Source organism: Streptomyces sp. R21 (genome assembly GCF_041051975.1).
In the GTDB taxonomy this organism is placed as follows: domain Bacteria; phylum Actinomycetota; class Actinomycetes; order Streptomycetales; family Streptomycetaceae; genus Streptomyces.
On record NZ_CP163435.1, the window covers coordinates 9,857,916 to 9,877,295 of the forward strand.

Below are 19,380 nucleotides of genomic sequence, written 5' to 3' on the forward strand. Positions count from 1 at the left end.
TGATCACCTGCGTCGGCTCCAGTACCACAGCGACGTTTTGGATGGCTGGCCTGATCGGAAAGAAGAGCCCAAGAGATCCGATGTATCACGCTCCGCTCGACGAGTGCGAGATCCTTCGAGCTCAACACACCCCAGTAATCCCCGGTGACTCTCCCCACTTTGGGGCAATCTCGTCCCAGCTATAGACGCGACCATCGTCGTTCTCCTATAAATCCATCCGATGTCTTCTCTGGGGCGACGCGGAGCGCCACCGCCATGCCGGCGTTCCGCTCCCAACGCCCTGTCACCCCCCCCATGACACATGGAGTCGCACCATGTCCTCTGCCTCCCTCAGCAGGCGCTCTCTGATGAAGGCCGCCGCCCTTGCCGGAGGAGTGGCGGCCTTCGGGCTGCCGCAGGTCTTGTGGCCCTCCGTCGCCGAGGCGTACACCGTCCCCTCGAAGATGGACTGGTGGTACCAGGCCCGGTTCGGGATGTTCATCCACTTCGGGTCGTACTCCCAGCTCGGCCAGGGCGAGTGGGCGTTCACCAACTCGCAGTGGACCAAGGCGAACTACCAGACCCAGGTCACCCAGAACTTCAACCCGACCCAGTTCAACGCCGCCCAGATCGCCGAGCTGGCCAAGAACGCCGGCATGAAGTACCTCGTGATCACCGCCAAGCACCACGAGGGCTACGCGATGTGGGACTCCAATGTCCCCGGCTTCACCGACACCACCGGCACCAAGCTGTACAACCTGCACGACTTCAAGGGATTCCAGACCGACCCGCTCATGCAACTCAAGACCGAGTGCGAGAGCCGCGGGGTCAAGTTCTGCCTGTACTACTCGATCCTCGACTGGAACCACCCGTCCCAGACCGACCGCCACGACAACGGCCTCACGACGATGTCGTCGATGACCGCCCGCACGGGCTATATCGCCGACATGAAGGCGCAGCTTCAGGAACTGCTGGACCGCTACGACCCGGCACTGCTGTGGTTCGACGGCGACTGGTTCAACGAGCCGTCCAGCGCCACCCTGCAGGACTGGTGGCTGGAAGCGGACGGCGCCGATCTCTACAGCTGGCTGATCTCCCGCAAGCCCGGCCTCATCGTCAACGAACGGGTCAAGCGGGGCCACCGTCTCGCCGACTACGACGTCGCGGAGTTCGGGATACCCGCCGAGCCGATGGGCCGACAGTGGGAGCGGTGCGCCAGCGTGAACGACGCCTGGGGTTACAACGCGTCGAAGGAGAACACCTACAGATCCGTCAAGGACGTCCTCCAAGAGCTCGTCACGGTGGTGTCCCGGGACGGCAACCTCCTGCTGAACATCGGCCCCAAGGGCGATGGCTCGGTCACCGCCGGGTCCCAGACCGTCCTGAACGGCCTGGCCTCATGGATGACGACGTACAGCGACAGCGTTCACGGCACCGGCGGCAGCCCGTTCCTCAGCGACCCCGCATGGGGAAAGGTCACCAAGAAGAGCGGCAAGCTCTTCGCCCATGTCTTCACCTGGCCGACGAACGGACAGCTGCAGATCCCGATGATCGACAACACGATCAGCCGCGTCTATCTGTTGAACAACCCGTCGGTCTCGCTCTCGTACACCGTCACCGACCAGATCAACGTCACCGTGCCGGCCACGGCGCCGAACGCCGACCTCTCCGTGGTGTGCGTCGAGGTCCAGGGCATGCCCACGAGGGTCTCACCGACGGTGTTCCAGAACGTCGGCTACCAAGGCACCCGCGCCGCTCTGCCGCTGGGCAGCTACACCTCCTCTCAGCTGTCCGCCGCCGGTCTGGGGCCCGCCCAGGCCTCCTCCATTCTGGTGCCCCACGGCTACCAGATCACGGGCTACTCCGGCGACAACTTCACCGGCACCGCCTGGACGTTCACCTCGAACGCCGCCGACCTTCGGACGACCGGTAACAACGACGCCATCGCCTCGCTGAAGGTGACGTTCAACCCGGCCACGTACTTCCGTCTCGGCAACGCCACGAGCGGCCTGGTGCTGGACAGCGGCGGCAGTTTCAGCAGCGGCTCGAACCTGAAGCAGTGGGAGCCGGTGGACAACGCCAATGTCCAGTGGCAGGCAATCGAACTCGGAAACGGCTACTACAGGCTCGTCAATCGCACCAACGGCCTGGCCGCCGACGGCTGGGGGGCTACCAACAACGGCGACCCGGCCCGGCAGGGCCCCTGGAACGGCGGCACCAACCAGCAGTGGCAGATCACCGACCGCGGCAACGGCCGGTACTCGATCGCCAACCGCAGCACGGGACTGGTCCTCGACGGCGGCGGCATGGTCGCCGCAGGGTCCGTGGCCAAGCAGTGGACGTGGCAGCAGAGCGCCAACCTGCTGTGGACGTTCAGCCCGGTCGGCTGACAGGTGCCACCCCGGTGGCATGCCTGAAGTCTTCGTCGACGGGCGCTTACGAGCCGGTAGGCGCCCGCAGCGGTACCGGCGCCGTCGTACACGTTGACTCGGCGGGATCCGTGACTTCCACGACGTGGAACAAGTCGGGCGAGCCTCATGACGGTTCCTTCGACGGTGTGGCTACGGGGACGGGGGGTGCCCGGGTCCAGCTGGCCTTCGGCGCGAACGGGCGCCACCACGAAGCCCGGTCGTCCGCTGTACGCGCGCAGCGCGGCGACCAGCCGACGCTCCTCGTTGAGCGAGGCGGATCAGGCAGACTCGGCGGATGGACAGTTATCGACTCGTGCAGCGAGATCCCGCTCCCGCACGATATGGACGCCTGCGCGTACAGACCGGCGATCTCGGCCCGGCCCGCTGGCTGACCGAGCGTGCTCCTGGAAGCGGTGACTTCGCCACGGTGGCGGGTGTCACCGCGCCAGGGTTCGCCGCCTACGTGCGGGTGTTGCATCCGGCGTCGCTGGGGGAGCGGCCGGTGCGCTGGTCGACGGTAGGTGCCGCGTACGGGCGTGTGGTCGCGCCGGGCACAAACTGGCACGAGCTGATCGGGGTGGACCGGAACTATCACAACGCTGCTGAGTACGGCCTGCCCGGTGTCTGGGACGAGCATCCTGCGGAGGGGCCTACCCCGCCCGGAGTCGCCCGGGCCTTGATCCCCGTTTTGGCCCGGCACACGCAGAACCCCGAGCGTTGCTGGTTCGGGCTGTGGAACGGCTACGGCCGATGGGACTTCGACCGGGTGCCTTCCTTTGAGACTCCCGGCCGGGACGAGGTGCTGCTCTGTGGAGCGCTGGAGGATGCCGTCTCGCCGGTGTGCCTGGACGAGTTCGCCGAGCTGCCCGATCTGTGGTGGCCGCAGGACCGCGCCTGGTGCCTGGGCGGTGACGTGGATCTGGTCAGCACCTACATCGGAGGGTCCGAGGAGTTGATCGCGGAGCTGCTGGCCGCCCCGGAGCTGGAGGTACACCGGGTGTCGCCCGGCGACGGAGTCGGCTGAGCCCTTTCCTCCGGCGCCCTGGCCCCGCCGGACCGCGGTGCCGTGCTCGACCGCCCGTCCGCGGAGGCCGAGGCGAGTGCCCGGTTCGGCGCCGAAGTCGCTGTCATACCATGTGCATTCACTCTGAGGAGGCTTTGGTGATCAGACGGGGTACGCGGCTGCTCGCGGGTGCCCTGGCCGCGGTCTGCATGGTGCTCCTCGGCTCCAGCGCACCAAACGGTGCTCTCATCGCCAAGCCGCTGCCGGCCGACGCCGCCAAGGGCGTCGTAGCGAACCGGGTCATGACGTGGAACATCTGTAATCCCTGCACTGAAAGCGGGCACAATCTTGGCCGGGCGGCGGAGATTGCCACGTATGCGCCCCAGGTCATCGGCCTTCAAGAGGCGTGCGTGCGTGACGTCGAGAAGATCCGGGACTATCTGGAGCACTTCTACGGGCTGGCATACCGCGTCGAGTACGGGACGGTGCTGAGGAGTTGGGGCCGCTGCGGCGGATTGCCGTGGCGGCCAGGGGCCTTCGGTCAGGCGATCCTCTCGGCGGCACCGATGACCGACCGCGTGAGCGTGGAATATCCCGTCGGTGGATCCGAAGACCGCGGGTACATGGCGGTCACCACCATGGTGGGCGGTCGGCCGGTCCGCGTCTTCAACACCCACCTCGCCCAACGACGTCAAGAAGCAGTCCGAGCAGGCCAGATCGGCGTACTCGCCGCAGAAGTCGCCGAGTACGATCGCGCGATCGTACTCGGCGACTTCAATGCCGTGCCGGAAGCCCCCGAACTCAGGGGGATCTGGGCGCTGGCCGCGGACACGGATCCGCAGTGCCGTCCCTCGCCCGCCGGCGCCTGCGAGCCGACCACCGACTGGCACAGCAAGTTCGACTACGTCTTCCTGCGAGGCATCGCCCCGCTCGTGCACCGTGTGCATCCCAGCCCGTACTCGGACCACCACCTGCTGTACACCGACCTGGACGCGACTTAGCGTTCGGATAGAAACGCGTGTCCCATCAGGCCCGAAGGGCCGCGGCTCACATCACCGATGTGGTGACCGGGCGCCGCCCCCGCAGCGCGTCACAGTGTCGTGGTCGTCTGCTGGCCGGACGCGCTGCCGGCGAGCCACTGGTCCCATGTCATGTTGAAGGCGGCGTAGCCGTTGTCGGCCGAGGCCTTGGCGCGGGGGGAGCCGGTGACGGTGACCGGGTCGCCCTGCTTGACCTGGCCGTAGAACCACTTGGCGTCCGACATGGACAGGTGGACGCAGCCGTGTGAGCCGCGGGCGCTGCCACTGCCCGGGTTGGGGTCGCCGGTCGAGTAGTGCACATACGTGCCGGACTGGGTCAGGTGGACGTCCCAGGGCAGCGTCAGGTCGTAGTAGTTGGGGCTGCCCTTGTCGCAGCTGATGCCGACGCTGCAGGAGGTCATGTGGACCTTCTCCTCCTTGTCGATGACGGCCATCGTGCCGTTCCACGTCGGGTACTCGGCGCTGCCTGCGTTGATCGACAGGGTGCGTACGGCCTGGCCGTTGCGGGTCACCTTCATGGTGTGGCCGGTCACCGAGACGTCCGCGCGCACGTCGTCGCCGATGGTGAAGGTGTGCGTATAGCCGTGCACGCCATAGCGGCCGTTGCCGTTGCTGACGCCCTTCAGGTCGGCGTCGATCTTCACCTTCGTGCCGGAGGGCCAGTACGTCTTGGGCCGCCAGTCGGCGCGTTTGTCGCCCATCCAGTGCCAGGCTCCGGCGACCTGCTGCGAGGCGCTCACCTTCAGGTGCTTCTCGACCGTGCCCCGCGCCTTGGTCGCCACCGGGTTGGTGAAGATCACCGAGATCGGCATGGCCACGCCGACCGTCGTTCCGGTCTGCGGTGTGATCGTGTCCAGCAGCATCGGGGGGCCCGCGGGCTTCGTCGGCGTGGGCGAGGCATTCGTATGCGCCTTTGCGTCGTCTCCGCTCGCCTTGCCTGTGCTGCTGTCGCTGCCGCCTCCGCCGCAGGCGCTCGCACCCACCAGCATCGCGGCCGTGACGAATGCGATCCCTATACTGCGCCTGCGCCGTTCCACGATCTGCTCCGCTCTCTCGCTCCACGGCCCTGAGGGGCCCTCGCTGTCAGACGGCGAGGGCCCGGGGCGCGGTTGCATGCGGCGCGTAAAACGTGTCCCAAAACTCAGTGCGCACCGCCGGGCCGGATCGGGGCGGCGGTCAGGGATGTGCGGTGAGCGTGAAGCTCTGTGCCGGGGAGTCGTCGCAGGTCCGCTGGGTCAGCTGGAGACTGTTCGTCGCGGTGGCGGCCGTGCTCAGGCACTTTCCGCTGTGCCGGGCGATGAAGTGGTAGCGCCCGCTGGTCTCCTGCACGGGCTGCCACTGCTGGTTGGTGCCGCTTGACCAACTCCACAGCTGCAGCGGCGCGTTGTCGGCCGTGGAGCGGTCGGTGACGTCGATGACCTGCTGTGGGTTGCCGCGGGCGGTGAGGCGGCTGTAGCCGCCGTCCGTGGCACGGAACTGGAACTGCTGTGCCTGTGTGCCGTTGCAGGTGTACTGCTGGATCGCGGTCCCGTTCGCCGTGGCCGCGGACCGGGTGTCCACGCAGGTGCCGTTCGCCTGACTGGTCAGCGCATACCAGGAGGTCTCGGAGATACCTCCGGCCGGAGGCGTGGTGGTGTCCGCGCCGCCGAGCCACTTCAGCCCGTCCAGCAGGAACCGGTTCTGCGTCGCACTGGCGAACGTCGAGGACAGACGCGTGTTGGTCGAGTAGTTCATCGCGTTGTGGCCGAAGTTCGCGTACAGCATCTTGTACTGCGTGTTGGTCCACAGGATCGGGTAGTAGCCGCTGTACCAGGACTGGTTGGGGTCGGTGCCGAGCGGGAAGCTGCTGGGGTCGACCGACGCAAGGATCTTGATGTTCGGGTTCTGCCGCAGGTCGTTCGTCCAGCTGTACCACTCGCTGACCGACGAGGTGAAGGTGGCCGGCAGGTTCCGGGTCGAGGCGTGGGTGCGGTCCTCGACCCTGAGCGTCGCCGACGTCGGCCCCCAGGTGTTGGTGCTGAAGTTGCCGCTGCCGAGGAACTGGTTGTGGTACCAGGGCCAGCTGCTCGCCTCGGTCGTGAAGGCGGCGACGTGGAAGCCCATCCAGGCGCCGCCGCTGCGCATGTACTGCTCGAAGCCCGTGCGCTGGGCGGCGGTCTGCGGCAGGTCGTCGAGGAACAGGACGACCTGGTAGCCGTTGACTCCGCCGTTGCTCAGCAGGTCCCAGTTGTTGCTGGCCGTGTAGGTGAACCCGTTCGCGGCGGCCTGCTGGGGGAACCAGTCGTTGGCCTCCTTGACGAAGTCGATGTGCGCGGCGTCCCAGGTGCCGCTGTAGAGCGCCAGCACTTTGAACGGGGCGGCCGCGGGGGCCGCGTGGGCTGGGGGCACGGACAGGCCGAGCAGTGTGGCCAGCAGGAGCAGGAGCCGCAGTGCCGTGCGCGCCGGTGCGGATGCGGTCGCGTGTCTCAAGGGATCGGTCCCTTCGGTGCGGTTCACGGGTAGCTGACCAGGTTGGCCACGTTGGTGGCGGAGTTGGAGGGACCGCCCCGGTCGTTGACGACGTGCCGGATGGTGCCGGTACCGCCCAGGGAGACGGTCACCATGTCCGTGAAGCGGACGTTCGCGGTGTTCGGTGCCTCGATGGCGTGCTCGGCGGTGACCGCCGGGTTGACGTTGAAGTAGCAGTAGCTGCCGAAGCCGTACACCTGGTGGCTGGTCACCGAGTTCGCGACCTTGTAGGCGGCGTAGCCCTGTGTGGAGCCGTTCATCCAGGCGGCCTGGTTGGGCGGGTCGTAGGGCATCTCGTTCTGGTAGAAGTACGTGCGGCCGCCGTTGCCGTTCCAGACGGTCTGGTGCTTTTGGTAGTGCTCGACGAACAGGCCGTACATGGTGACGTCGTCGCCGTTGACGACGAGTCCGGTGTCGGCGGTGTTGCTGGTCCAGCCGACCCCGCTGCCGTGGTCGGCGCGCCAGATCCACAGGTGGTCGCCGATGACGTCGTCACTGTTGATCGTCAGACTCGTGGCCGCCTTGCCGACGCCCGCGCCGCCGACCCGGAAGAACACGTCGTGCAGCGAACTCGGGTCGGCGCTGTGGTCCGCCGAGGAGCCGTTGGGTCCCAGTTCCACCAGCTGTGCGGAGTTGGTGGTGCCCGCGTCGATCAGCAGGCCGGCCAGCTGGACGCCGTCCACGTCGGCGACCTGCATCGCGGTGATGCCGTTGTCCGGGATCAGCGTGGCGAGACCGAGACCGAGGACCACGGTGTCGGCGCGAGTGACCTTGAGCGTCTGGCTGAGGTGGTAGACGCCCGGGGTGACCAGCAGGTGTTTGCCCGCGGCGAGCGCGTCGTTCATCTGCGCGGCCGTGGCACCCGGCTTGACGACGAAGAAGTCGGAGAGCGGCAGAGACGTACCCGCGGGTGTGCCCGAACTCCACGAGGTGCCGCTGGAGCTGGAGCGCGTCGAGGGTACGAACACCTTGTAGGCGCCGGCTGAATCGACGTACAGGAAGGGCTTTTCGCGGCTGATCGGCGTTTGGGCGACTGTGGTGTAGGGCGGGTTCGGGAAGCTGTTCGCCGGGGCGTTCTTGGCGCCGACGAACACCATGTTCCAGTTGGAGCCGGTCCAGCTCGACCACTCGGTGTTGCGGGACAGCCACTGTTGCTGCGATCCCGACCTGACCTGTCCGTCGATCTTGGTGTCGGCCATGTAGCCGCCGCTGGACCAGCCGCCGTCGTCCAGCTGGAGGTTGCCGCGCAGGTGCATACGCCGGTACGGGGCCGCCTGCGACACCGCCCAGCGGTCGGTTCCGGATGCCGGGGTCACGGACAGGTTCTCGGCCGACCGCCAGAAGTTCTGCGTGGCGTTGCCCTGGAACCAGTCCGCCTCCGCGTGCACCGCGCCGCGGATGTTCACGTCGTCGGGCGACAGTCCCAGGCCCGCGACCTGGGTGTAGAAGCCGACGTTGGCGTCGGCGCTGTACGTGCCCGGTTTGAAGAGGAAGGCTTTGCGGGCCGTCCCGAACTGATTGGTCTCCTGCTGGGCGAAGGCCGCGTTCAGGCTGCTCTGGACCGTCGCGGCGGGGGTCGAAGGGTCGAAGACCGTGACGTTCGGGCCGAGGTCGGGGGTGCCCGGCGGCTGCGGCGCGTCGACCGGATTGACGTAGAAGGACTGGGCCTGGCTGCCGTTGCAGGTGTACTGCTGGAGCTGCACGCTGTCGGCGGTCGACGCGCCCGGCACGTCGAGGCACTTGCCGCTGTTGCGGTTCACGAAGCGGTAGGTGCCGCCCGACTCGGCCACGGCCTGCCACTGCTGGTTGCTGCCGCCGCTGTACGTCCACAGCTGCACGCCCGCGCCGTCGGCGCTCGACACGTCGGTGACGTCCCAGGCCTTCGTGGCGTCGGCGCGGCTGCCGGCCTGGACGTATCCGCCCGAGGTGTCCTTGAACTGCCACTGCTGGGCCTGGCTGGTGTTGCAGGCGTACTGCTGGACGACGGTGCCGTCGGCGGTCCCCGCGGCGCGGGCGTCGACGCACTTGCCGCTTGCGGCGTTGACGACCGTGGCCCAGGCGGTCGGCAGGGCCACGGCCGTGGTCGCGGCCCCCGCCGGTGCGGCGCTCGCCGCGCCCGTTACGGCGGTCGCCACCAGGGCGAACACGCTGAGCAGTCTCGTTGTCCGGCCGCGGCCGGGTTCTCGCGTCGCTCTGGACACGGTTTCTCCTGGGGGTGGGGGGTGGAAGGGGCGACCGTGGCCTCAGCCGGTGTACTTGGCGAAGATGCCGGTGAACTGCCAGGGGCTCTGCGCCACGCCCGAGCAGGTGTCGTCGTTCGGGTAGCTGCCGGGGCAGGGGCGGTCGCGGTTGGCCGACCAGAACGTCAGCCGGGCCAGGTGGTGTTGCTGCGCGTAGCCGAGGATGGTCTGGAAGTCGGCGGGGGTGACGGTCTCGTTGGCGTCGGTGATGCCGTTCATGGAGGAGATGCCCATGCCTCGGTAGGCCTGGTCGTCGCTGTAGCCGTACGCGCTCTTGAGGGCCGTCTTGAGCCCTTCGGCCGCCCGCAGCGTGAGCGTTCCCATGTTCTGGCCGGCGCCGCCGAAGTCGAACGGCATGATGGTCCAGCTGTCGACGCTCAGCCCGGCCGTCGCGGCACGCTGGATGAGGCTGGTGTCGGGCCCGCTCTGGTCTGTGCCGATGGTGACGTACACCTTCAGGCCCGGGTTGTTGGTCTTCACGGTCTTCAGCGCGTCCACGGTGCGCTGCTGAACCGTGCCGTTGCTGTAGGCGTCGGCCTCCAGGTCGATGTCGATGGCCTTGAGACCGTAGGCGTTGATGACCTTCTGGTAGGCCGCCGCGAGTTCGCCCGCGCTGGAGCAGGAACTCTCCAGCTTGTTGCCGCTGTAGCCGCCGAAGGAGGGGATGATGTCGCCGCCGCCGGCCCGCACGGTGGTGACGGTCCGCTGGTCGACGCCGCCGGTCAGCGGGCGGCTGCCGTCCCACTGCGGGTTGCAGTACCCGTTGCTCAGGACGAAGGCGAGGGTGAACCACTTGACGCCGGTGGCGTTCATGATGGTGGAGGGGTCGGGCGGGCTGCCCCAGCCGTTGTAGAGGTACGGGGCGACCGCCATCGGCGCGGCCGGGGCCGGGCCGCCGGAAGTCGGGCTGTTCCACTTCTGGTTGGCGGCGCCGGTACAGCTCCAGAGCTGTACGGCGGTGCCGTTGGCTGAGGTGTTGCCGGTGACGTCCATGCACTTGTCGGACTGCGGGTTCACGATGTCCCGCGCCGTGCTGAGCGTCCACTTCTGGTTCGCGCCGCCCGAACAGTCCCACAGCTGGAGCCTGGTGCCGTTCGCGGTCGCGTTGCCGGTGGCGTCGAGGCACTTGCCCAGCGCCCGGACGGTCCCGTCGGAGTTGACGGTCCACTGCTGGGCGGCGGTGCCGTTGCAGTCGTAGATCTGAACGGCCGTGCCGTTGACGGAACTGGCTCCGGCCACATCGAGGCACCTGCCGCCGAGTCCGGTGATGGTGCCGGTGGCGGCCGTCGCGGGTGACACGGTGAGAGCGCCGGCCGAGAGAGTCAGTACCGCGGTCGAGAGGGTGACGCGCAGCGTGGTGGAACGCGTACGGGGGCGTTTGGCCATGGGGGTCACAGCCCTTCACGAGTGGCCGATGGTGGGGGAGGTGCGTTCATATGGGTGAACGTCGAGCGCATGCGTGGAGGTTGGTGATCGGTGAACCTAAAGGTCTGAACCAGACACGTCAAGAGATGAAGCACGAAGACGCCGGAATTGGCATGCGGGCAGTAGGAGTTGAAGAGGCCGACCGCTTTCGGGGGCTGATGCTGCGACGGTGTCCCGTCGTGCGACGGGACGGATTCAGGAGCGCAGGAGGGTGCCCCGTACGGTGCCTGTCGCAACCGTCCCGCTCCCGGACCGCCGAGTGGCTTGGCGGCCAGCCGGTGTCCTGAAGCGCCCCGGGTAGCGCTGCGAACGACCCGGGCGCCAGGGAACGCCTTTCACTTGTTAAACGGTCGGGAGCCGCAGGTGTGTGTGACTCGTGCGGTGACTCCCTCGGCGCTCAACGCGTCCCCGGCGGGGCTTTCCGGCCACCGGCCCGACGAGGCTGGAGAAGGCCTTGGCGGTCGAGGCTGTCGTGGGGCACTTCCTCACGCTGGGCGTCTCTTGCCTCGGCAGGCCTTGAACGTGACCGGAATTGTGGCTTCCACCACGGCGAAGATGGTCTTGTACTGATGAGATCACCGGATGCTCGGTTTCTTCCTCCGCCTCCTGCCGTTCTGGGTCCGCGAGCCCCTGCTCATCGCGGTCGGCTCGGTTCTCGGCGTTCGCATCATGTATCTCGCCGTCCGCGATCACGATCGGGTCGCGGCCGGTCTAGGCGTGGTGTTCCTCGTGTTCACCGCAATACGCGTCTACGTGGTGGTCCGGGCCCTGCGCGCACGCCGGAACCCGAGTCCGACGGCCTCCGCAGACGAGGCGGCGGTAGACGCTGCTCATCAGGCGCAGGCGCAGGCCCAGGCCGCAACCGCGCCGCGTCCCGTCCCGGACATTCGGGAGAAGGAGCCCAACCATTGGGGTCAGGCCCTCGCGGCCGTGGCCCTGTTCGGGGCACTCGCGGCCACAGTGTGGGTGGCCCCACACGTGATGCCGTCCGACGACAGCACCCCGCAGGCCGCCTCGTGTTCGGACGGGACACACGAGGAACTGCCGAAGGCCTACAAGCAGAAGCCCAAGGCTGTGACCGGTGAAGAGCTGTGCAAGGCACTCAACCGGCCGGACCTGGCCAAGCTCCTTGGAACGCCTGCAGAGACCGCGTCGACTGCCTCCGGCACCAGCAACACGGCTCCCCTGACTGATGGGAAGGTTGCCGCACCAGAGGCCGAGGTCGCGTTCGACACGTACACCGTGAATGTGTCGGCCACTTACAACGAGTTGTCGATCGACCAGTACGTGAAGCTGATGAAGTACGGGGACGAGCGGGACGTCAAGACGCTTACGGCTCTCGGTCGGCCCGCGGTTTTCTCCTCGGATCACACCATGAAGATCGAGATCAATCTCGGGAGTGGCGGATCCGGCGGACCGGTCGAGGAAGGTCCTCTGGCCAGGACGCTGTCCATGGCCCTGGACCGTCATGACCGGGGCGGCTACTGCGAGATCACGGTGTGGAGCAAGTCCGGAGCCATCCCGGACGACAGCGTTCTCCTCGACATCGCCGAGAAGGTTCTTCCGAGGATCCCCGAACGGCCCGCCCGATGAGACGTCCACAACCTGTGGTGACCTGCGGCGTCTTGGGCGTCGCTCAACACCCGGATCAGATCAGCTAGTGCTCTTGGTCCTGCTGTTGAGCATCATGAAGATCAGGAATCCGGCGAAGAAGAGAATGGCACCAGCGGCCAGAAAGGGGATCGGGGTGTATTCGTCAGTGCAGGTCTGGCCGCTGGATGTCGTGTGGCACACGTTCCCAGGACCGCTTCGGTTCAGGTAAGCGATGTAGAGGAGCGGCACGCTCAGGCCGGTCAACGATCCGGCGATCGCATTCCGTGGGCCCTTCCGCAGCAGGAAACCCGCAGCCACGGCGGCCAGAAGAACTAGGACAAGGCCTACTGACAAAACGGCCGCCAGCCCAACTCCTGCGCATCCTCCCAGCACAAGCCAGCCCAGGAACCAGCCCCAGCCGACCACACGAGCCTGTTGCCCTGCTGTCAGCTCTCGATTCACCATGCTTCCCGCCCCAGGAACCGTGAGATGGAACGTTGTCTTTCCATACGCCACCTCAAGCATCGCAGACCGCTCGGGGGAGCAGCCTGGTGATCACCGATTGCGACTACATCGAGCCTTCGATCTCGTAGTCGAGGGTGAAGGCCCGTGTCCCGTACGACGCCTGCCTCAGGTCGCGCATGCTGATGTCCACCGCCGTTCCTTGGCCCCCTGGGCTCGTGGTGTATCGCGGGCGTATCAAAATACGCATACGCCTCCGCAACAGTCCTGCGGCTTCAGTGGAGCCACGAACCACTGTGCATCGACGGACGGAAGAAGAAGACGTGGCTCATGACAGGAAATGGAACCGACGATCTCTGTTGCGGGGCGCCGCTGTCCTGGCGGGTGCCGCCGCGACCGGGCCGCTGTTAGGCGGGGAGGCCACGGCGCTGGCCGCCAGCGGTGACGCGGATGCGCTGTTCAAGGCCGGGGAGTTCGAGAAGGCCGGCCGCGCGTACGAGGAGATCCTGAAAAAGGAACCCAAGAACCTGCACGCAGCCCGACGGCGCGGCTTTGTCGGGCTGCTGGCCAACGAGTTCCCCGACGCCGAGAAATACCTCAAGTCGGTCATCCAGCTGGCGCCTGGCGACAAGGAGGCCAACTACTTGCTGGGCGACTGCTACATGCGGCAGGACAAATTCGCGCTCTCCGCACCACACTGGCAAGCGGTCGGCGAAGAAGCCTATGCCAAATGGTTCGCGGCAGTCCGCGGCGACGCGTATCAGGTCCACGGCGACATTGCGCGGCTGCCATGGCAGCAGACGGACCCGATGCCTCTGCTGCAGGCCTCGGTCAACGGCGGACCGCTGAAGCGCTTCACGTTCTACACCGGTGCAACGAATCTGAGCCTGAGCGCGACGGTGGCCAAGGAAGCCGGGCTGAGCCCCGTCGCCAGCCAGAAGATCGATTTCGAGGGCGGTTCCATATGGGCGCACTACGGGATACTGGACTCCTTCGAGCTGGGGGATATCGAACTGCGCAACGTCCCCGTGGGCTGGTCGTCGACGGAGTCGGGCGAAGACGTCGACACGGCCAGTGACGGCATGATCGGCACGTGGGTCTTCTACCACTTGCTGACCACCTTCGACTATGCGGACCGGCAGTTGATCCTGCGCCGCCGCACCCCCGAAACGGCCAGGAAGGCACGCGCCGCCGCCATCCGGGCGGGCGCCGAGCCCCTGCCGCTGTGGCTGGCCGATCAATTTCTGCACAGCAGGGGCAGCATCGCCGGCGCCGCCGGCTCCCGCGCAGGGGTGGTGGGCGTGAACTTCGGCGGAAGCGGCGGAGAGAGCGCCGCGGTCGTGTTCGGGGAGACGGCCGAGCAGTTGGGAATCCGCAGCGACCACGACCGCCCGATCGGGACGTTTGCCCACGGCCACCCGGCCGTCACCTACCCGTGCTACCCGAGGGAGATCCGCCTCGGCGACGCTGTCGCCAGGGACATCTACTGCGAGACGCACCCAGAGGCCACGCTCGCCCCCTACGCCTTCGACGTGCGAGCCTCCTTCTTCCACAGCTTCCACAAGCCCTACAACATCACCGTCGACTTCACCGATATGAACCTCTACATCGCCCCCGGCAAGGCCACCTGATCACCTCGACCGCACGGGCTCATGACTGCCGCCCCCGGTCGGGATCCGCGTCAGTTTGTGAAGTGCGGGGCCCGGACAGGCCCCGGACCCCGCACAAGAGGGTGCTCACGATCCCTCGTACATCGTGCTTACGGCTTGTCGAGCACCGTCCCCGTCAGCACCGGCCTGTCGGGCAGCGGATCGGCGTTGCGGTCGGTCAGTGCGAGGCGCATCGACTCGGTCGGCTCGGCCACCTGGTCCTGGACGGTCGGCACGACGAAGTCCACGCTGGTGCTTCCGGGCGGGATGTTCAGCCACACCCACAGGTTTGCCTCGGACAGCGGCCGCTCGGGGTCGGGCACGTCACCGGACCAGTCCTGGAGCCACTGCGGGTCCACGTCCTTGGTGGACAACTCGGCGCCCTCGGTGACCGGAAGCACCCGCACCGGCTGCCAGATATCCACCGCCGTGGGCGCGTCCAGGGACAGTCGCCAAGTCAGCGTCTCACCCTCGGTCACCCGGTCCGCGACCGGCGACAGGGTGATCACCGGCTCGGGGTCGTCGTTCTCGACGGTGACCCCGCCCCGGTGCTTGCCGACAACGGCGTTGTGCACGGCCTTGACCGCGATGTCGTGCTCTACGTCGTCGCCGTAGACCGTGTCGCCCTTCACCTCGACCGGAACGTCGATCGCGTCGCTGCCGGGCCGTACGGTCACGAGGCGGTTCTCGGCCCGGCCGCTGTCCGGGTCGAGAACGTACACCCGGACCTGCCCGCTGCCGTGCCCCGAGATCTCGACCGGGATCCGGTAGGTACGGGTGCCCGAGTCACCCTCCTTGACGATCGTGCGGCCCACGTCGACACGCGGCAGCGCGGCCGCCTTCACCGCCGAAGTTCCGGGCGCCCAGCCCCAGGCGTCCATGAGCCAGGCCCGTCCGGACCGCGAACGGGGCGTCAGCTCAAGGGACTTGACATGCCTGAGATCGAACCTGGCCCGGGTCGCGGCCGACAGCGGGACGCGCAGTTCCTGAGCCCAATATGAGGCGGTGTTGGCGGAGCCAGGGAGCCCGTCCACCTTGACCGAGCCCAGCGTCACCCGACGGTTGGAGGAGTCGGTGACGGACACGTCGAACTTCGTGCCGGTCGCGTTCGGCGGTACGAAGACCCGGAGGGCGAGCTTCTGGGAGCCGTGGAGGGAGAGCGGCTTGGCTGGAGTGATACGCGCGGCCGTGCCCGGCGCGGACCACTTCACGTCCACCGCGCTGCGGCCGGTCTCCTGTGACGTCTCCCACCCCGCGAAGTGCGGTGACGATCCGAGAGTCTCCGGGTCCAGACAGGCCACGGCCGGGTCCGGGTCGATCGCCGAGCACACCCGCGCACCGGTCACCTTCGCCCCGGCGTCCGGCAGGAAGCCACCGCTGCGGCGCCCGCCGACCGCATGGGTCAGCACCCGGGCCGGGTCCGCGGACGGGGCCCGCTTGCCGGAACCGTCGAGCAGCGGACGTACCCGGTCGTCCCCGGCGAGGAAGAGCCGGGCCGCGGCGGCGATGTATGTGGAGCCCGCCTTGTGCTGCTGGGCGGCGGTCAGCCGGGTCGCGGCACCCGGCGTGCACACCGGGTCCGGCTGCTCCGGGTCGGACCAGAAGTCGTCCGAGGCCGGCGCCTCGGCCTCGCCCGGGGTCCACTCGCTGTTGAAGTAGTTGTGGTTGGCGCCGACCACGTACACCGCGCTGTGCAGTGCCGCGCCCCGGCTGATCCCGCGCGTCCCGTCGACGAAGTCCTCGCCCTGCAGATCGGACACGTCGCCGTCACAGCCCGGCAGCAGCGTCACGGACGGCACGTCGGCGACCGGATTCTGGCCGAAGATCGTCGGTCCGATGAGCACCGTCCCGCGCACCTTCCAGCGCACCGGGCCCCGGTAGCCGTCTTCGGCGGACGGCGGCGGGTAGAGGCTGTCCATGGCGGCCCGGTTGACGCCCTCGCCACCGCGCGAGTGGCCGACGAGCAGGACATGGGAGAGGTCCGCCTTCGCCGCCTTGCGTACGACGGCCGGGGCGGAGGAGCGATGGGCGGTCCAGCCGGCCCAGCGGGCGAGGTGCTGCCGTACCAGCGAGGAACGCGCCTGCGCGCCGGCGTCCTCGGCCTCCCAGTCCTGGGCGTTGATGCCGTTCGCCGAGATCGACACCGTCACATAGCCCTGGGAGGCCAGCAGTCGCTGGTCGCGCAGATAGCCCAGGTAGCTCGGGATCGGCTTGTAGCCGTCCGCGCAGGGCCAGTCGCCGGTCACGTCGTCCTCGGAGCCCGGCTTGTAGCAGGTGTTGTGGCGGCCGTGCAGGAACAGCGCGAGCGGCCGGCTTTCGGTGCCACCCTTCGGCGCCACCACCTCGGCGGTCATCTCCACCGGGGTGTCGAACCCGGGCAGGCGCACCGGGTCGAGGTCGTACTTCCCGGTGACCGTGCGGTACGAGCCGGGCTTGCCCGGATCAACGCCGCTCGCCGGAGCCTGCGCGGGCATCCGTGCCACGCGCGAGCCGGGCTTGTGCGTGTCGTCGGCCGCCGCGTCCAGCCGACGCCCCGCGGCCGTCACTTGAAGGTCCGTCAGCTGCTTGGGCCGTGTCCCGGCGAGGACGAGCCGGAAGGTCCGCCTGTCCCTCGCCGGCTTCGGCACCCCTAGCAGCCGGTCCCCGGAACGGAACTCGACCCGCGCATCCCCCATGGGCAGGGCCTTCGGCGCACGCCAGACCAGCTCACGCGTCCCGCCCTCCCCGTCGATCCGCCACCCTGGCGGAAGTGGGTTGGCGTCCGTCGCGCTCAACGGCCCCGATTCGTGCGGCTGTTCAGCGTGTGCCAGTCCGGGCGAGCCCGCCAGGGCCGCCAGCACCGCCACGGCGGTCACACATATTCGCCGGGCACGGATCAATGGTCCTCTCCTCAAAACCCCGTGCGCAGACGTCCCGTCGGTCCCGAGCGCCTCTCGCGTCACCTAGGACGGGGGCGAGGTGTCTGTGGGTTGTCTGTGAGGAGACGCCGATAGGAGGCGAGCGACGCGATCAAGCCAGCACAGCTGATCGCCCTCCGATACGTCGTCGCGCAGGCCTGGTCGCCGCGGCCAGGCGCCGCCGGCACGTCATGCCCGAGCCGAAGCCGCCCAGTTCCTGGGGAGTTACTCCCACTGGATGCCGGTGTGGAGCACGAACAAGATTTCGTCAGGACCTCTCAAGGGCGTACATGTTCAGACCGGAGACGCGGTGCTGGGCCGGGCGCTGACCCAGGACCGGTTCGGGTTCAGGAAGCTGCCGATCTCCAAGTCCGCCAACGCCAGTTCATGCGCGAGGGAGTCGTCGTCGACAGGCCTGGTGATTACAGATTGCGACCACTTCGAGCCGTCGATCTCGTAGTCGAGGGTGAAGGTCAGTATCCCGGACGGCGCCTGGCTCAGGTCGCGCATGCTGATCGTGCACCCGTCCGCCACCTCTCGTTTGAACGGCGGCTCGTCGACATAGCTCCGCTTCGGCGGGTCCCGCTGGATGAGCACCTGCCCCTGGTCTGTCACGTGGGCCCGGCAGATTCTGAGAAAGGCCCGGGCCTTCTCGATATCCGGGTTCTCGATCAAATGCGACATCAGGAGAACCACATCGAATCGGCGACCGAGCGCCAGGTCTTCGATCCTGGCTTCGACGGTTTCCGCGTCTTTGACGTACGCCAGCATGGCGGGCGATTCGTCGACCGCGACCACTTCGTGACCCAGTTCCAGCAGGGGATGGGTTATTCTCCCCGCGCCCGCCCCCAGTTCGAGGATGCTCGCGCCCGCCGGAATCGAATCGTGGATCAGGCGCGGGCTCGAGCCGGCCGGCAGGCGGGCGTAGAACTCCACTGGAGATCCGTCGGGGGAGAGGGGAATTCCGGTCTGCGTCATTGCTCCTGCCACCTAAGTGAGGCATTGGATGTTGTTGTGCGGCGAGAAGAGGCCGCAGCAGTCGCCGTCCAGGTCCTCGTCGAACACGCCTTCCTCGATGGCCGGATGCTCGCCGGTGAGATCCTTGAAGTCCTGGCTTCTCAGCGGCGGTTGGCCGGCGATCTCGATCGCGCAGTCGGAGGTGATGAAATCGACGTGCACGTCGCAGGAGTGGACCAGACCTCGTACCTGATTGCTTTGCCCGAAGCCGATATGCACGCTCGGGAAGCGCTCGTTGAGGTGCGAGTTCAGGGAAATGAACCGCTCGATGCCGATGTTGGTGCCGAATCCCAGTTCGCCGACCCGGTCGGCGTTCTGCAGCCGCAGGCAGCGTTCGATCAACTTCCTGACCGAAGGATTGTCGCACCTGTAATCCACCATAATGCCGTTTTCGATCTCGAACACAGCGGGGTGTTCCTGTAGTCGTGCGTCGATTGTGGTGTACGCGGTCGAATTGAACGCACCGTCCGCGACGAGCGTGCCGCTTATCTGCGCGGGGTAGGTCGCCACCTCGCCTGCGGGCAGGAGTACGAAAGCTCCCTCCCGGTGGAGCCCGCGATTGCTCACCCAGCGGTAGTGCGAGGGATCCAGCACGACATCCAGCTCGGATCCGGAGGACGTCCTGACCTTGAACTGCTCGGCGGACCGGAGACTGTGCAGGAGCCCGGCGTTGATGTTGTTCAAGGTGGCCGGCGACGTCGTCACGGCCTGCTTGAAGAACTCCGCGCCGGTCATCACCGTCCGGAAAACTTCGGTCCTCTTGCCGGAGAACGGCTCCAGCGCGTCGCGAATCGAGTCCGACGGCGCGACGATGTCGTATTCGATGCAGAGCACGACAAGCCGGTCGGTGATCTGATCGAGGCCGAATTTCGCGCTGCTGAGCGACTGTTTGATCGCGGCGGCGGACAGGCCTTCCAGGTCCATGATTATTGCGGGAATGCCGCGAATGTCCAGCTCGGCCGCGACCCAGGCGGCGGGTTCACGTGCGCTGCGCGCGTACAACAGGAGCACTCGATCGTGATCCTTGAGATGGATGTACTGATCAAGCATCAGCGAGACGCCGCGCCAGACCTGTTCGTCGGGGCCCCCATGGGTGCCGGAAACATCTTCGACCGAACCACTATTTTCCATAGTATGAAGGCATTCCTAGGAAATA

At 67.4% G+C, this 19,380-nt stretch carries 13 protein-coding genes; 5 read left to right on the plus strand and 8 right to left on the minus strand.

All coding sequences use genetic code 11. The features are described 5' to 3' along the window. Positions 1-314: 314 nt before the first annotated feature. The 3 genes from AB5J56_RS44175 to AB5J56_RS44185 all read left to right on the plus strand — a co-directional run bounded on the left by AB5J56_RS44175 (position 315) and on the right by AB5J56_RS44185 (position 4,394). Positions 315-2,369: an alpha-L-fucosidase gene (locus tag AB5J56_RS44175; RefSeq protein ID WP_369242037.1), complete on the plus strand. Its 2,055-nt coding sequence runs from the start codon at positions 315-317 to the stop codon at positions 2,367-2,369. 316 nt (positions 2,370-2,685) lie between these two features. Further along, positions 2,686-3,414, plus strand: coding sequence for a hypothetical protein (locus tag AB5J56_RS44180; protein WP_369242039.1), 729 nt, complete (start codon positions 2,686-2,688; stop codon positions 3,412-3,414). Positions 3,415-3,524: 110 nt separating this feature from the next. Further along, complete coding sequence (locus AB5J56_RS44185; RefSeq protein ID WP_369242041.1) at positions 3,525-4,394, plus strand: endonuclease/exonuclease/phosphatase family protein; 870 nt, start codon at positions 3,525-3,527, stop codon at positions 4,392-4,394. 89 nt (positions 4,395-4,483) lie between these two features. Here the strand turns inward: AB5J56_RS44185 and AB5J56_RS44190 are convergent, their stop codons facing one another. From AB5J56_RS44190 to AB5J56_RS44205, 4 genes are all read right to left on the minus strand, one after another. Next, positions 4,484-5,422: an Ig-like domain-containing protein gene (locus AB5J56_RS44190; RefSeq protein ID WP_369242043.1), complete on the minus strand. Its 939-nt coding sequence runs from the start codon at positions 5,420-5,422 to the stop codon at positions 4,484-4,486. Between the two features lie 187 nt (positions 5,423-5,609). Further along, positions 5,610-6,902, minus strand: a complete 1,293-nt coding sequence (locus tag AB5J56_RS44195) for a ThuA domain-containing protein (protein ID WP_369242045.1) — start codon at positions 6,900-6,902, stop codon at positions 5,610-5,612. 23 nt (positions 6,903-6,925) lie between these two features. Further along, positions 6,926-9,079 carry an RICIN domain-containing protein gene (locus tag AB5J56_RS44200; protein WP_369243155.1) on the minus strand — a complete coding sequence of 718 codons (2,154 nt, stop codon included), beginning with the start codon at positions 9,077-9,079 and terminating at the stop codon, positions 6,926-6,928. A 105-nt stretch (positions 9,080-9,184) separates the two neighbouring features. Continuing rightward, entirely contained in the window at positions 9,185-10,567 is a 1,383-nt protein-coding gene (locus AB5J56_RS44205) for a ricin-type beta-trefoil lectin domain protein (RefSeq protein WP_369242047.1), read from the minus strand. A gap of 621 nt (positions 10,568-11,188) precedes the next feature. Between AB5J56_RS44205 and AB5J56_RS44210 the strand changes: the two genes are divergently transcribed. Beyond that, on the plus strand, positions 11,189-12,199 hold the full coding sequence (locus tag AB5J56_RS44210; RefSeq protein WP_369242049.1) for a DUF6215 domain-containing protein: 1,011 nt from the start codon (positions 11,189-11,191) through the stop codon (positions 12,197-12,199). A 60-nt stretch (positions 12,200-12,259) separates the two neighbouring features. Here AB5J56_RS44210 and AB5J56_RS44215 read toward each other — a convergent pair whose 3' ends face one another. Continuing rightward, complete coding sequence (locus tag AB5J56_RS44215) at positions 12,260-12,664, minus strand: hypothetical protein (protein ID WP_369242051.1); 405 nt, start codon at positions 12,662-12,664, stop codon at positions 12,260-12,262. Between the two features lie 320 nt (positions 12,665-12,984). Here AB5J56_RS44215 and AB5J56_RS44220 point away from each other — a divergent pair, with 320 nt between their 5' ends. Continuing rightward, positions 12,985-14,292, plus strand: coding sequence for an aspartyl protease family protein (locus AB5J56_RS44220; RefSeq protein WP_369242053.1), 1,308 nt, complete (start codon positions 12,985-12,987; stop codon positions 14,290-14,292). Between the two features lie 128 nt (positions 14,293-14,420). Here AB5J56_RS44220 and AB5J56_RS44225 read toward each other — a convergent pair whose 3' ends face one another. The 3 genes from AB5J56_RS44225 to AB5J56_RS44235 all read right to left on the minus strand — a co-directional run bounded on the left by AB5J56_RS44225 (position 14,421) and on the right by AB5J56_RS44235 (position 19,355). Beyond that, positions 14,421-17,165, minus strand: coding sequence for a hypothetical protein (locus tag AB5J56_RS44225; RefSeq protein WP_369242055.1), 2,745 nt, complete (start codon positions 17,163-17,165; stop codon positions 14,421-14,423). 336 nt (positions 17,166-17,501) lie between these two features. Further along, entirely contained in the window at positions 17,502-18,185 is a 684-nt protein-coding gene (locus AB5J56_RS44230; RefSeq protein WP_369242057.1) for a class I SAM-dependent methyltransferase, read from the minus strand. Between the two features lie 12 nt (positions 18,186-18,197). Continuing rightward, complete coding sequence (locus AB5J56_RS44235; protein WP_369242059.1) at positions 18,198-19,355, minus strand: hypothetical protein; 1,158 nt, start codon at positions 19,353-19,355, stop codon at positions 18,198-18,200. Between the last annotated feature and the right edge of the window lie 25 nt (positions 19,356-19,380).

Bases quoted from the DNA above. Each gene is read 5' to 3' on its own strand.
- AB5J56_RS44235 (WP_369242059.1), bottom strand. From the start codon at position 19,355: ATGGAAAATAGTGGTTCGGTCGAAGATGTTTCCGGCACCCATGGGGGC.
- AB5J56_RS44210 (WP_369242049.1), top strand. From the start codon at position 11,189: ATGCTCGGTTTCTTCCTCCGCCTCCTGCCGTTCTGGGTCCGCGAGCCC.
- AB5J56_RS44230 (WP_369242057.1), bottom strand. From the start codon at position 18,185: ATGACGCAGACCGGAATTCCCCTCTCCCCCGACGGATCTCCAGTGGAG.
- AB5J56_RS44175 (WP_369242037.1), top strand. From the start codon at position 315: ATGTCCTCTGCCTCCCTCAGCAGGCGCTCTCTGATGAAGGCCGCCGCC.
- AB5J56_RS44205 (WP_369242047.1), bottom strand. From the start codon at position 10,567: ATGGCCAAACGCCCCCGTACGCGTTCCACCACGCTGCGCGTCACCCTC.
- AB5J56_RS44180 (WP_369242039.1), top strand. From the start codon at position 2,686: ATGGACAGTTATCGACTCGTGCAGCGAGATCCCGCTCCCGCACGATAT.
- AB5J56_RS44185 (WP_369242041.1), top strand. From the start codon at position 3,525: ATGTGCATTCACTCTGAGGAGGCTTTGGTGATCAGACGGGGTACGCGG.
- AB5J56_RS44215 (WP_369242051.1), bottom strand. From the start codon at position 12,664: ATGGTGAATCGAGAGCTGACAGCAGGGCAACAGGCTCGTGTGGTCGGC.
- AB5J56_RS44190 (WP_369242043.1), bottom strand. From the start codon at position 5,422: ATGCTGGTGGGTGCGAGCGCCTGCGGCGGAGGCGGCAGCGACAGCAGC.